This is a genomic window from Brevundimonas lutea (assembly GCF_003704105.1).
In the GTDB taxonomy this organism is placed as follows: domain Bacteria; phylum Pseudomonadota; class Alphaproteobacteria; order Caulobacterales; family Caulobacteraceae; genus Brevundimonas; species Brevundimonas lutea.
This window is the reverse complement of sequence record NZ_QUOQ01000006.1, coordinates 146,925-159,530: the sequence shown is the minus strand read 5'-3', so window position 1 is coordinate 159,530 and position 12,606 is coordinate 146,925. Positions and strand designations below refer to the sequence as shown.

Sequence of the window (12,606 nt, the reverse complement as noted above, 5' to 3'; positions counted from 1 at the left end):
ATAGCGTCCGCTATCCGGCGACGCCAGAGCCCGGAGCGTCGGAAACCGCCGCCTGATCGAACCCCTGGGTCGGATAGAAGGTGTAGCTGAGGGTGATTTCCTTGATGCCCCGGCCCTCGCGGTCGGTGGCCAGTTCGGGGGCCACGAAATACTGGACCGGGAACTTCTGGGTCTGACCAGGCTCGATCACCTGACCGTCGAAACAGAAGCACTGCAGCTTCTGGAAGTAGGGGCCCGCCTGGGTCGGCACGACATTGTAGGCGGCCGTGGCGTGGATCGGCTGGTCCGAGGTGTTGGTCACGTCAAAGAAGGCCATGCCGGTCTCGCCGATGCGCACCCGCTGGCTGACCTGTTCGGCGCGGAAGGTCATGGGCAGGTCGCGCACATTGGTGTCGAACCGGACCAGCACGGTCTCGTCCAGCACCTCGGTCGGCGCCGCCTCGGCGCGGCTGACCGTGCCGCCGAAGCCGGTGACGTCGCAGAACAGCTGGTACAGCGGCACCGCCGCGAAGGCCGCGCCGGTCATCAGCACCACCACCCCGCCACACAACAGGGCGATCAGGTTCTTGCGATCCGCCTTCACCGCTGGACTCCCGACGCGACGGGGGCGGTGAACTCGGCCTGTTCGGCGGCGCGCTGATCGGCGGCCGCCTCGATGTTGCGGCGCAGGTTCAGGACGGTGGTGACGAAGATCAGCACCATGAAGGCGACCAGGCCCAGGGCGATCGCCAGATTGCGGCGCTTGCGGGCGGCCATTTGTTCATCGGTCAGACGCATGAGGGGCACACCACCTGGGACGCCGGCAGCCGCTCGATCAACAGGGCGGCGAACAGCAGCATCAGATACAGGATCGAAAAGGCGAACAGATCGCGGGCCGGTTTGGCCTCGGCGCGGACATCATACAATGCGGCCTCTCGCCCCACGGCTTCGGCCTTGTCCGGCGCGTCGCCTGCCCGGCTGCGCCACAGCCGGAACGCCAGGGCCAGGAAGGCGAGGCCTCCCGCCACAGAAGCCGCCAGATAGATCAGCCCGCCCAAGCCAACGAAGGCGGGCAGGATCGCCACCGGCACGAACACCAGGCTGTAGAGCCAGATCTGCAGCCGGGTCGATTTCGCGCCGCGCGCCACCGGCATCATCGGGATGCCCGCCCGCGCGTAGTCTCCCGCGGAGTAGAGGGCCAGCGCCCAGCTGTGCGGCGGGGTCCACAGGAAGATAATCAGGAACAGAAGCCAGGCCTGCCAGGGCGCCGACCCGGTGGCGGCGGCCCAGCCGATCACTGGCGGCAGGGCGCCGGCCGCCCCGCCGATGACGATGTTCTGGGGCGTCCGTCGCTTCAGCAGCAGGGTGTAGAAGCCGGCATAATAGGCGATGGTCAGCGCCAGCAGACCCGCCGCCACCCAATTGACCGCCATGCCCAGCAGCATGACCGAGAACAGCGAAAGCACCGCGCCATAGGTCAGGGCGTCGTCGCGCCTCACGCGTCCCGCCGCCACCGGCCGTCCCCGCGTGCGCCGCATCAGGGCGTCGGTCTCGCCTTCGAGCGCCATGTTCAAGGCCCCCGCGGCGCCGGCGCCGACGGCGATGCACAAGACCGCGATGGCGGCCAGCAGGGGATCGATGTCGCCGCCCGCCGCCACCAGCCCGGTCACCGCCGTGAAGATCACCAGCGACATGACGCGCGGCTTCAGCAGCTGGAAATAGTCTTCCGGCTGGGCGGTCGAGACGACGGGAGCGGCGGGCGTGGGCATCGGCGGTGGTGTTACTCCTCTAGAGCGCCGGATGAAACGTCGAGGGCCCAGGCGATGACGCCTGAGCCCTCAATGTCCAGTGTGGTCTCGTGTCCAGCGCGTTCAGGACATCGTCGCGCGCCGGGGACGCGATCAGTGGTGATCCGCCTTGACCACCGGCAGCTCGTTGAACTGGTGGTGCGGCGGGGGCGAGCTGAGCGTCCACTCCAGTGTGGTCGCGCCCTCTCCCCAGGGATTGGCCACGCCCGGACGACGCCGGATGGCGGCCTCCAGCAGCATCAGCAGGAACACGCCCACGCCGACGATGGTGATGACGTAGCCCACCGTCGAAACATGGTTCCAGAGCGTATAGGCCTCCGGATAGTCCACGTAACGGCGCGGCATGCCCTGAAGACCGAGGAAGTGCTGCGGGAAGAACACCAGGTTCACCCCCACGAACATGATCCAGAAGTGGGTCGCGCCGAGGAACTCGTTGTATTTCACCCCGAACATCTTCTCGAACCAGTAGTAGAAGCCCGCAAAAATCGCGAAGACGGCGCCCAGCGACAGCACATAGTGGAAGTGCGCCACCACGTAATAGGTATCATGCAGGCTGTAATCCATGGCGGCGTTGGCCAGGACCACGCCGGTCACGCCGCCGACGGTGAACAGGAAGATGAAGCCGACGGCCCACAGCATGGGCGTCTTGAAGCTGATGGATCCGCCCCACATGGTGGCGATCCAGCTGAAGATCTTCACCCCCGTCGGCACCGCGATGATCATGGTCGCGGCCACGAAATAGGCGCGCAGATTGATCGGCATGCCCACGGTGTACATGTGGTGGGCCCACACGACGAAGCCGATGAAGCCGATGGCCACCATGGCGTAGGCCATGGCCAGATAGCCGAACACCGGCTTCTTGGAGAAGGTCGAGACGATGTGGCTGATGATGCCGAAGCCCGGCAGGATCAGGATGTAGACCTCGGGGTGACCGAAGAACCAGAACAGGTGCTGGAACATCACCGGATCGCCGCCGCCGGCGGGATTGAAGAAGCTGGTGCCGAAATTGCGGTCGGTCAGCAGCATGGTGATGGCGCCCGCCAGGACCGGCAGCGACAGCAGCAGCAGGAAGGCGGTGATCAGGACCGACCAGGCGAACAGCGGCATGCGGTGAAGGGTCATGCCCGGCGCGCGCATGTTGAAGATGGTCGTGATGAAGTTGACCGCGCCCAGGATCGACGATGCGCCCGCCACGTGCAGGGCGAAGATTGCCAGATCCATGGCCGGGCCGGTGTGACCCGTGGTCGAAAGGGGCGGATAGATGGTCCAGCCGCCGCCGAAGCCGCGCCCTGGGCCGCCGTCGACGAACATCGACAGGCACAGCAGAATCCAGGCGGCCACCAGCAGCCAGAACGAGACGTTGTTCATGCGCGGGAACGCCATGTCCGGCGCGCCGATCATGATCGGCACGAACCAGTTGCCGAAACCGCCGATCATGGCGGGCATGACCATGAAGAAGATCATGATCAGGGCGTGGGCCGTGACGGTGACGTTGTAACCGTGCTTGGAGGCCTCGACGATGCCGAGATACTGGATGATCGAGCCTTCACGGAAGATCTGGATGCCCGGCTCGGCCAGCTCCCAGCGGATCAGCCCCGACAGGGCGCCGCCTACGATCCCCGCCATGATGGCGAAGATCAGGTACAGCGTGCCGATGTCCTTGTGGTTGGTCGACAGGAACCAGCGGGTGAAGAAGCCCGGCTTGTGATCGTGCCCGTGGTCGTCGTGGTGACCGTGAGCGGTGGCGGTTGCGGTGGCCATATCGTGGTCTTCCGAATTCTTGCTCAGGCGGCCGGCGCGGTCGCAGTGGGGGCGGCGGCGCCCGGGGTCGGCTCGTCGCCGGCGGCGGGAGTCTCCGGAGAGGCGGGTCCGGCGGCGGGGGTCTCGGCGCCGGCGGCGTCGGCTTCGGCGGCGGCGGTGTTGGCCGCTTCCTGTGCCGCGGCCTCCTGGGCGGCGGCTTCAGCGGCCGCATCGGCGGCGGCGGTCATGGAGCCGCCCCGGCTGACCACCCAGGCTTCGAACTCGGCCTGGGTCACCACATTGATCTGGATCGGCATGAAGGCGTGATCGACGCCGCACAGTTCCGAACACTGGCCATAGAAGGTGCCGACACGGTCGGCGCGGAACCAGGTCTCGTTGACGCGACCCGGGATGGCGTCGGTCTTGATGCCGAAAGCCGGCAGGGCCACGGCGTGGATCACGTCGGCGGCGGTGACCAGCAGGCGCACGGTCTGGCCGACCGGCACCACCATCGGCTCGTCGGCGGCCAGACGATAGAGCTGCGGCGTCGTCTCGTTTTCCGGCAGCATGTTGGAAATGTATTCCGGCACGGCCTGGTCCGGATACTCGTAGGCCCAGTTCCACTGGTTGCCGGTGACCTTCACGGTCAGGTCCGGCTCGGGCATGTCATTGTACTGGAACAACAGCCGGAACGAGAAGATGGCGATGACCATCAGAATCAGCACCGGCACCACGGTCCAGATGACCTCGACCAGTGTGTTGTGGCTCCAGCGCGCGGGGGTGGGGTTACGCTTGGCGTTGTAGCGGAAGGCCACCCACAACAGCAGACCCAGCACAAACAGGCTGATCACCACGATGACCGGCAGCAGGATCACATTGTGGAAGAAGTGCGCGCTCTCCTTCAGCGGCGAGGCCGCCGGCTGGAGGCCAATGGCGCCCGGCGTCGGCTGACCCATCAACCCTTCCGAGGCCAGGGCGTGGCCCGCGGTGAACATCAGGCTCGTGGCCGCCAGCATGGTCGAGGCGACCATGGACCTGGCTCGCTTGCCCATCCCCATTCGAGAAATCCTCAATAGCCGTTTCCGGACAGCCTCTTGCGAAGCGGTCGCAACACCATGCGGCGGGCCATTTCGGCCCGCTTCGCGTCAGGGCGGTCCATATCGGCTCACTCCGCGCTTGCCAAGCACAAGCCAGCCTTTCGACCGCGTTCGGAGGTCGCATCCTTAAAGTTTTGTCATGTCACGCAAGCTACCTTGCGTGAACAGCTAGTGGGCGATACACCAGTCCTTATCCACGGAGGGCCCATGCCCGAGATCATTGAAACTCAACTGAAGAAGGGCGTCCTGAGCCTGTGCGTGCTGGCCTTGCTGGCCCGCGGCGACAGCTACGCCTACGAGATCGCCAGTCGTCTGGCCGAGGGCGTCGATATGGGGGAAGGCACCATCTATCCCCTGATGCGTCGGCTCCAGTCCGATGGGCTGGTCGAGACCTATCTGGTCGAATCGTCGGCCGGACCGTCGCGCAAATACTATCGGCTGACCCAGGCCGGTCGTGACAGCCTGGCGCGCCAGAGCGCCGACTGGACCGCTTTCGCCCGCGCCGTCGACGCCATCGTCGATGCGCCCCTCCCCGATCCCGCGACCGCCGATGCAGCGGCGGCCGCCCCGCAACACGAGGCCCGCTCATGACCCGCGTCGATTTTCTCGCCCGTCTCAAGTCGGGTCTGGCCGGCATGCCGATCGGCGCCCAGGCCGAGATCCTCAACGACTACGAACGCCATTTCGACGACGGCAAGGCCGCTGGCCGCACCGAAGCCGAGGTCTCGGCCGCGCTAGGCGACCCCGACCGCCTGGCGCGTGAACTGCGGGCCGAACAGGGACTGAAGCGCTGGGAAGACCAGCGCAATCCGTCCAGCGCGGCCGCGGCCATCTTCGCCTTGGTCGGCCTCGGCGCCCTGGACATCATCATCCTGCTGCCCCTGCTGACCGCCGTGGTCAGCGCCCTGGCCGGCCTGTTCGTCGGCGCCATCGGGGTGTTCATCGCCGGCGGCGGCGTGCTCGCCATCGGGCCCTTCACTGACCCGCCGGGCGGGCCGTTCGCAGCCGTCCTGCTGGGGCTCGGCATGATGGGCGGCGCGGTCTTCGGGGCCGCCATCCTGACCATCCTGTCGATCTGGCTGGTCAACGGCCTGGTCTGGTTCGCCCGTCTTCATTATCGCCTGCTCAAGCCGGCGCTCGATCAGCACACCACCCCCGCCCAAGGAGCCCGCCCATGATCCGCACCCTCGCCATCATCGCCGGCGCCGGCCTGGCGCTGTCCATCGTCGGCATCGGCGGCGCGGCCGCCCTGGGCGGCGCCGACATCCGCGCCGGCCACTGGAACGGGTCCGCCTGGAACTGGGACATGGACGGCGGCTGGGACCACTGGGACGAGGACCGTCGTGTGCCGGCCGGCCCCCAGGCCCAGCGCACCCTGGACTGGACGGGCGGCGATCGGCTGACCGTCGACATCCCGGGTTCCGTCGTCTTCGTGCAGGGCGCGCCCGCCTCGGTCGTGGCCGAGGGGCGCCAGGATGTGCTGGACAGCCTGACCCTGACCGACGGTCGCCTGGCCTTCGCCGAGGAAAACAGCTGGCGCAGTCTGGACGACGATGATCTGCGCATCACCGTCACCGCGCCTGACGTGTCACGCTTCGAGCTGCGCGGCTCGGGCGACCTGTCGATCCGCGGCTACGACCAGCCGGCGCTGGCGGTCTCGGTCGCCGGCTCAGGGGACGTCGACGCCGCCGGCCGCACTGACCGGGTCGAAGCCAATGTCTCGGGCTCCGGCGAGCTGGACCTGGAATATCTCCAGGCCGGCGACGCCCAGGCCTCGGTGGCCGGATCGGGCGACATAGACCTGACCGCCACGGGCACGGTGTCGGCCGCCGTCTCGGGGTCGGGGGACGTTGTCCTGCACGGCCGTCCGGCCACCATGACCAGCCAGGTGGCGGGCTCGGGTGACATCCGCGTGGTCGACTGAGCCGTCAAGCAGGGGTGCGGGGGGTCAGACCTCCCGCACCCTCAGGGCCATGCCCGCGGCGATCAGGAAGCTGACCCCGCCGATCGCCAGGGCCCAGATGGCCTGGCCGTTGAAGACGCTACGCAGGATCAGGCCCAGGATGGTCGCCGCCACCAGCTGGGGCACGACGATGAAAATGTTGAAGATTCCCATATAGACGCCCATCTTGCGACCCGGCACCGCGCCCGAGAGGATGGCGTAGGGCATCGACAGGATCGATGCCCAGGCGATGCCCACCCCGATCATCGGCAGCCACAGCAGGCCGGGATCGCGGATCAGGAACACCCCGACCAAGCCCAGCGCGCCGATGGCCAGGTTCAACGCGTGGGCGCCGCGCCGCCCGATGCGACGGGCGACCAGAGGGATGCCAAAGGCCGCCAGCGCCGCCACCCCGTTGTAGATGCCGAACAGCACCCCGACCCAATCGGCGCCCTGGTTGTAAATCGCCGATGACGGATCGGTCGCGCCGTAGTGGACGGCGGTCACGGCCGGGGTGGCGTATATCCACATCGAGAACAGGGCGAACCAGCTGAAGAACTGAACCACCGCCAGGTCGCGCATGGTGACCGGCATGCGGAACACGTCGTGGGTGATCTCGCTGAGGCCGTTCTCCCGGCCGGCCTGCTGCATCTGGCCGACGACGATCTGGAGCACCCCGAAGCCGGCGACGAAGCCGAACAGGATGTAGAGCTCCTTTTCGATGTCCAGCGCCGCGACCACGGCCACGCCGACCAGGCCCGCCAGGATCCACAGGGCGCCGCCCTTGAGATAGGCCGAGGGGCTGCGCGCGGGGGCCAGACGCTCGTCGTCGCCGGTGGCCGTGGCGCGGTGAGCTTCGAACGCCTCGACCTCCTCGGGGCTGTATTCCTTGGTGCTGACGACGGTCCAGAGGACCGCGCCCAGCATCCCCGCGGCGCCGACGTAGTAGGCGATCTTGACCGCGTCGGTGACCCCACCGCCGTCGACCGCCCCGGCCATGCCGAACCAGTTCGACAGCATCCAGGGCAGGCACGACGCGAAGACCGCGCCCAGGCCGATGAAGAAGGTCTGCATGGCGTAGCCCGAGGTGCGCTGCTCGTCGGGCAGATTGTCGCCGACGAAGGCGCGGAACGGCTCCATGGTCACATTGATGGCCGCGTCCATGATCCAAAGCATGGCCGCCGCGAACCACAGGGTGGGCGAGTTGGGCATGGCCACAAGCGCCACCGAGGCGAAGATCGCGCCGAACAGGAAGTAGGGCCGCCGCCGGCCCAGCCGCCCCCAGGTCCGGTCCGAGAAATAGCCGACCACCGGCTGGACCAGCAGGCCGGTCAGGGGCGCCGCGATCCATAGGATGGCCAGTTGGTCGACCTCGGCGCCCAGGGTCTGGAAGATGCGGCTGGTGTTGGCGCTCTGAAGCCCAAAGGCGATCTGGATGCCGAAGAAGCCGACGCACATGTTCCAGATGGCCAGGCCCGACAGGCGCGGTCTGAGACGGCGTGCGGGCGCGGCGGTGGCGGCTTCGGGCGAGACGCTGGTCATGCGGGAACTCTCGGCTGGGGCTGGGCGGCCCGGCGGCGGTCGGCGAGGAACTGGCCGTGGTCGGGAAGGCGGGCGACGCCCAGATCAACCAGGGCGCGGATGTCGGCGAGAAAGCGGTCGCGCTTGTCGGGCGCGACCTGGTCAGCGAGAGCGTGGCGACCCTCCGGCATCACCCCCTGCCCCACCAGCACCTGCAGCCAGCTGGGCGGCTTGAACAGGTCGGCCGCTTCGTTGGGCAGGCTGGCGTTGGCGCGCCAGACGGCCAGCTTGCGCGCCAGGCCTGGCGGCTGGGGCAGGTCGCGGCAATGCCGCCAGAAAGGCGTGTCGTCACGTTCCGTGGCGCGATAGTGCAGCACCAGGAAGTCGCGCACCGCCTCGAATTCGGCGTCCATCTCTCGGTTGAACGTCTCGGCCAGACCGGGTGCCATGTTTGTGTTGGGGAACAGTCGGATCAGCTTCTCCAGTCCCGCCTGCACCAGATGGATCGAGGTCGATTCCAGCGGCTCCATGAAGCCGGAAGCCAGGCCCAGGGCGACAACGTTCTTCACCCACATCCGCCGCCGCTTGCCGGTTGTGAAGCGCAGGGTGCGTGGCTCGGCCAGGGCCTCGCCGTCGAGGCTGGACATCAGCCGCGCGGCCGCCTCGTCGTCGGAGATGAAGCGGCTGGAATAGACATAGCCGTTGCCGGTGCGGTGCTGCAGCGGGATGCGCCACTGCCAGCCGCTCTCTCGGGCGGTCGAGCGGGTGTAGGGGGTCAGAGGGCTGACGCTGGCGCACGGCACGGCCACGGCCCGGTCGGCTGGCAGCCACTCGGTCCAGTCGTCGTAACCGGCCTTCAGCGCTCCCTCGATCAGCAGGCCGCGAAAGCCCGAGCAGTCGATGAAGAGGTCGCCCTCGACCAACTCGCCGCGATCCAGCCGCACGCCGGCCACACCGTCATCGGGGGCGCCCTGAAGCACCTCGACCACCTGACCCTCGGCCCGGCGCACACCCCGCGCCTCGCACCAGCCGCGCAGGAATTTCGCATAAAGGCCGGCATCGAAATGATAGGCCCAAACCAAGGGCCCCATGCGGCCGGTGTCGGTCCTCTCGGGTCGGTCGAACCGGTCCAGCCGCGCGGCCTGGGCATTGAGCGAATGCTCCCACAGGTCCGAGGCATCGCCCGCCTCCTGCGCCCTCAGCCAGTACTGGTGAAAGCTCAGCCCGCCGACGGGCAGGCCGACTTCGCCGAAGGCGTGCAGATAGCGATGACCCATCCGCGTCCAGTCGACAAATTCGATGCCAAGTTTGATCGAGCCCTCGGTGGCGGCGAGGAATTCATCCTCGTCCAGGCCCAGAAGCGTGTTGAACAGGCGGATGTCCGGAATGGTCGCCTCGCCCACCCCGACCGTGCCGATAGCCTCGGATTCTACCAGGGTGACGTCCAGCAGATCGCCGAACACCCGCTTCATGGCCGCGGCCGCCATCCATCCGGCGGAGCCTCCGCCGACGACGACCAGTTTGCGGATGGGAGGCGTCATGGGCACGTCGCCGAAAAGCGGCGCTCAGGCAGCGCCGAGGCCCTGGCGGATGATCCGTCAGGGCCTCGATACGCCACAGGCATCAGAAGCGGTAGTTGACGCCGAACAGGAAGGTGCGGCCGTAGCGCTGATAGTCGATGGCGCGACGCGGGTCGGTGGCCTCGAGGGTGGTAAAGGGCTCGTCGGTCAGGTTGTTGCCCTGGACCAGGAAGGACAGACCTTCCAGCGGTCCGGACTGGAACTCGTAGCCCAGCTGCGCATCGATCAGCGATTCCTCGCCCACGTTGCGGAAAGCACGACCGTTGGCGAAGCCCGCCACCTCGCCCAGGAATTCCGAGCGATAGCGGTTCGAAACGCGGGCCTGGAACCCGTACCGCTCATAGTAGAGCGTCACGTTCGAGACCTTCTCCGACAGACCCTCGATGGGTCGCGACGGATTGCCGGGCTCGGGCTGGATGTCGGACGAGGTGTCCGAATAGCTGGCGACCAGCCCGAAGCCTTCCAGAGGCGAGAAGAATTGACCGAACGGAATGGAGGCCGCGACCTCGATGCCCTGGATCGTGCCGCCCTCGCCGTTCTGCGGTGAGCTGTAGAGACCGAGGAACGAGGCCGGCACTTCCGGCGGGGCCGGCTGGCCGGGCTCCGGCGGGAGCGGATCGGGGTAGGGGAAGCCGGTGAAGTCGAAGGTGACGTTCTGGTTGAAAATGTAGGTCCGCAGGTCCTTGTAAAAGGCCGCCACAGACACGTAAGCCCCCGGGCCGAAATAGTGCTCGTACGAGATATCGAACACGTCGGCTTCCCAAGGCCGAAGCGAGGGATTTCCTCCGTTGCCGCCGAAGTAGGCCGCGTTGATGTCCGTCGAATTGCGATTGGTCTCGTTGTAGAAAAAGTTCTGGCTGCCGCGGAGTTGATCCATGCGGGGCCGCGCCTGAACGCGGGCCGCAGCGAAACGCAGGATGTCGTTGTCGCCGAACTGGAAGATCAGATTGGCGCTGGGAAGGAAGTCGATGTAGTCGGCGCCGTCCTCGATGGCGACCAACTCGGGGGTCGCTGCGGATGTGGCGAAGCCCGACCCCCGCTGCTCGACGGAATTGATCTGGAAGCCGACATTGCCGAGCAGCCGGGCCCAGCCGAGTTCCTGCTCCAGATTGGCCTGCCAGTAGAGGCTGTTGATGTCCTCGGTGACCACCCAGTTCTTGGACAGCACGTCGAAGGCCGGGTTGCGCTGCGCCTCCAGCACGCCTGAATCCAGCACGCACGCCGTGTCGTAGCTGATCATCTGGATGTTGAGGAACTCGATGTTGGTCGGGTCCAGCAAACAGGCGGCGGGGATGGCGACGTCGTCCAGGCCGCCCGCGACCTGCAGGAAGAACTCGTCGGCCACATAGGATTTCTCGCGGCTCGAGAGATTGGCCCCGAATTCCACCGACGAGATGGGACCAGCGTCGATATAGCCTTCGAGCGTCAGGCGCACCGCGTTCAGGTCGTCCTCGGTGGTCGGTGAGTTCAGATACCCAGCCTGATTGCGCGTGCCGCCCCAACCCTTGGGGTCGGTCAGCCGCATGGTCGTCGGGTCGGTGTAGTCTCTGCTGAGGTCGAAGGTGGCGACCCCATTGTCGTCAATCGTATAGGTCACGTCCGTGTTGCCGCCCGCCGCTCCGCGCCCGGTGCCGGAGTAGGATTCGACGACCTGATCGGTGCGATCCACGCTGGAATGGCTGAAGTCGGCGATCAGGGCCCAGTTGTCGGTCAACTGGAATCGCAGATTGGCGCCCAGGGCCAGGGTGTCGGCGTCACGGGTATTCAGGTCATTGCGGACCACCGGATCGACGTTGGTGAAGGTGGCCTGGGTGACCAAGCCGTCCTCGACGACGGCGCCGGGCTCAAGTCGTTCGTTGACGCCGTTGCCGGCGCCCCACCACAGCGGGATTTCGATACCGCGCAGAATCTGGGTGTTCTCGAACTGGGAGTAGAAGGCGTCGAACGTGGCGCTGAATCGCTCGTTCGGATCCCACTGGACCACACCGACATAGCCGTCGCGATCGACCAGACCTGATTGAGCATAGGGCTTGGCGCCGCCGAGGATCGGCACGCCGATTACATCTTCATAGCCCGGCTGCGGGTTGCCGGCCCCGTCGCATGTGAAGGGCGTCGAGCCGTCGAAGTTCAGCGTGCGGCAGTCTGCCGCCGGATAGCCCCACGAGTTGTAGCGCTCGTTCTGATAGGGCGATTCCATGTGGGCATAGCCCAGAACCACGCCCAGGGTGTTGTCGAAGAACTGATCGACATAGGACACGGAGTAGCGCTGACCAGTGTCCTCGGCGCCTGAATTCAGGCTCTCGAGGTCGTTGAACTCGTAGCGATAGTTCACCGCCAGGGCCTGACGGCCATACTCGAGCGGACGAATGGTGCGAAGATCCACCGTGCCCGCAAGCCCCTGGCCGACCAGCATGGCGTCGGGAGTCTTGTAGACCACCACCGACCCCAGCAGCTCCGACGGGAACTGGTCGAACTCGACACCGCGGTTGTCGCCTGTGGTGACCTGCTCGCGGCCGTTCAGCAGTGCGGTGGTGAAGTCGGGCCCGAGACCGCGGATCGAGATCACCTGAGCCCGGCCATCGAGGCGCTGGGCGGTGATGCCGGGAAGGCGGGCGATGGATTCCGTGATCGACTGATCGGGCAGCTTACCGATGTCCTCGGCAGTGATCACTTCGACGATAGAGGTCTCGTTGCGCTTCTGGTTGACCGCGCTCGCGATCGACGCGCGAATGCCGGTGACCACGATTTCTTCCAGCTCGGTGGCCTGCGCGTCCTCATCCTCGCCGACCGGCGGCTGCGCGGCCGCCTGGGCATGGACGATACCACCCAGCGACAAGGTCAGAGCCAAAACCCCAGCGCCGGTCATCAGGCGCACGCGTGCGGACTTGGAACGGTCGATCATCTCATCCTCCCTGCCGGCGCCCGCGATTCTGTTGCAG

The 12,606-nt window shown here is 66.8% G+C and carries 11 protein-coding genes; 3 read left to right on the top strand and 8 right to left on the bottom strand.

All coding sequences use genetic code 11. From position 1 onward, the window contains the following. Positions 1 to 10 precede the first annotated feature (10 nt). The 5 genes from EES48_RS12140 to coxB all read right to left on the bottom strand — a co-directional run bounded on the left by EES48_RS12140 (position 11) and on the right by coxB (position 4,558). Positions 11 to 583, bottom strand: coding sequence for a cytochrome c oxidase assembly protein (locus EES48_RS12140; RefSeq protein WP_122467306.1), 573 nt, complete (start codon positions 581 to 583; stop codon positions 11 to 13). Then, positions 580 to 777, bottom strand: a complete 198-nt coding sequence (locus EES48_RS12135; RefSeq protein WP_122467303.1) for a hypothetical protein — start codon at positions 775 to 777, stop codon at positions 580 to 582. The genes EES48_RS12140 and EES48_RS12135 overlap by 4 nt, the downstream gene beginning before the upstream one ends. Next, complete coding sequence (locus tag EES48_RS12130) at positions 768 to 1,748, bottom strand: heme o synthase (protein ID WP_122467299.1); 981 nt, start codon at positions 1,746 to 1,748, stop codon at positions 768 to 770. The genes EES48_RS12135 and EES48_RS12130 overlap by 10 nt, the downstream gene beginning before the upstream one ends. Before the next feature lie 132 nt (positions 1,749 to 1,880). Beyond that, entirely contained in the window at positions 1,881 to 3,548 is a 1,668-nt protein-coding gene (gene ctaD / locus EES48_RS12125) for a cytochrome c oxidase subunit I (RefSeq protein ID WP_122467295.1), read from the bottom strand. Positions 3,549 to 3,571: 23 nt separating this feature from the next. After that, positions 3,572 to 4,558 (bottom strand): cytochrome c oxidase subunit II, encoded by a 987-nt coding sequence (gene coxB / locus EES48_RS12120; protein ID WP_240623343.1) that lies wholly within the window; start codon positions 4,556 to 4,558, stop codon positions 3,572 to 3,574. A 273-nt stretch (positions 4,559 to 4,831) separates the two neighbouring features. Between coxB and EES48_RS12115 the strand changes: the two genes are divergently transcribed. Genes EES48_RS12115 through EES48_RS12105 form a run of 3 tightly spaced genes read left to right on the top strand, consistent with a single transcriptional unit; the run spans position 4,832 to position 6,548 of the window. Then, entirely contained in the window at positions 4,832 to 5,215 is a 384-nt protein-coding gene (locus tag EES48_RS12115) for a PadR family transcriptional regulator (RefSeq protein WP_122467287.1), read from the top strand. Further along, on the top strand, positions 5,212 to 5,802 hold the full coding sequence (locus EES48_RS12110) for a DUF1700 domain-containing protein (protein ID WP_122467282.1): 591 nt from the start codon (positions 5,212 to 5,214) through the stop codon (positions 5,800 to 5,802). Before EES48_RS12115 ends, EES48_RS12110 begins: the two co-directional genes overlap by 4 nt. After that, entirely contained in the window at positions 5,799 to 6,548 is a 750-nt protein-coding gene (locus tag EES48_RS12105; protein ID WP_122467277.1) for a head GIN domain-containing protein, read from the top strand. The genes EES48_RS12110 and EES48_RS12105 overlap by 4 nt, the downstream gene beginning before the upstream one ends. 24 nt (positions 6,549 to 6,572) lie before the next feature. On the opposite strand, the gene EES48_RS12100 is transcribed toward EES48_RS12105, so the two are convergent. From EES48_RS12100 to EES48_RS12090, 3 genes are all read right to left on the bottom strand, one after another. After that, positions 6,573 to 8,108 (bottom strand): MFS transporter, encoded by a 1,536-nt coding sequence (locus EES48_RS12100; protein ID WP_122467274.1) that lies wholly within the window; start codon positions 8,106 to 8,108, stop codon positions 6,573 to 6,575. Continuing rightward, positions 8,105 to 9,628, bottom strand: coding sequence for a tryptophan halogenase family protein (locus EES48_RS12095; protein WP_122467271.1), 1,524 nt, complete (start codon positions 9,626 to 9,628; stop codon positions 8,105 to 8,107). The genes EES48_RS12100 and EES48_RS12095 overlap by 4 nt, the downstream gene beginning before the upstream one ends. A gap of 82 nt (positions 9,629 to 9,710) precedes the next feature. Next, positions 9,711 to 12,569 (bottom strand): TonB-dependent receptor, encoded by a 2,859-nt coding sequence (locus EES48_RS12090; RefSeq protein ID WP_122467267.1) that lies wholly within the window; start codon positions 12,567 to 12,569, stop codon positions 9,711 to 9,713. Between the last annotated feature and the right edge of the window lie 37 nt (positions 12,570 to 12,606).

What these genes read in the sequence shown, in the direction of transcription:
- EES48_RS12135 (WP_122467303.1), bottom strand. Translation starts at nt 777, where the DNA reads ATGCGTCTGACCGATGAACAAATGGCCGCCCGCAAGCGCCGCAATCTG.
- EES48_RS12130 (WP_122467299.1), bottom strand. Translation starts at nt 1,748, where the DNA reads ATGCCCACGCCCGCCGCTCCCGTCGTCTCGACCGCCCAGCCGGAAGAC.
- ctaD (WP_122467295.1), bottom strand. Translation starts at nt 3,548, where the DNA reads ATGGCCACCGCAACCGCCACCGCTCACGGTCACCACGACGACCACGGG.
- coxB (WP_240623343.1), bottom strand. Translation starts at nt 4,558, where the DNA reads ATGGTCGCCTCGACCATGCTGGCGGCCACGAGCCTGATGTTCACCGCG.
- EES48_RS12115 (WP_122467287.1), top strand. Translation starts at nt 4,832, where the DNA reads ATGCCCGAGATCATTGAAACTCAACTGAAGAAGGGCGTCCTGAGCCTG.
- EES48_RS12110 (WP_122467282.1), top strand. Translation starts at nt 5,212, where the DNA reads ATGACCCGCGTCGATTTTCTCGCCCGTCTCAAGTCGGGTCTGGCCGGC.
- EES48_RS12105 (WP_122467277.1), top strand. Translation starts at nt 5,799, where the DNA reads ATGATCCGCACCCTCGCCATCATCGCCGGCGCCGGCCTGGCGCTGTCC.
- EES48_RS12100 (WP_122467274.1), bottom strand. Translation starts at nt 8,108, where the DNA reads ATGACCAGCGTCTCGCCCGAAGCCGCCACCGCCGCGCCCGCACGCCGT.
- EES48_RS12095 (WP_122467271.1), bottom strand. Translation starts at nt 9,628, where the DNA reads ATGACGCCTCCCATCCGCAAACTGGTCGTCGTCGGCGGAGGCTCCGCC.
- EES48_RS12090 (WP_122467267.1), bottom strand. Translation starts at nt 12,569, where the DNA reads ATGATCGACCGTTCCAAGTCCGCACGCGTGCGCCTGATGACCGGCGCT.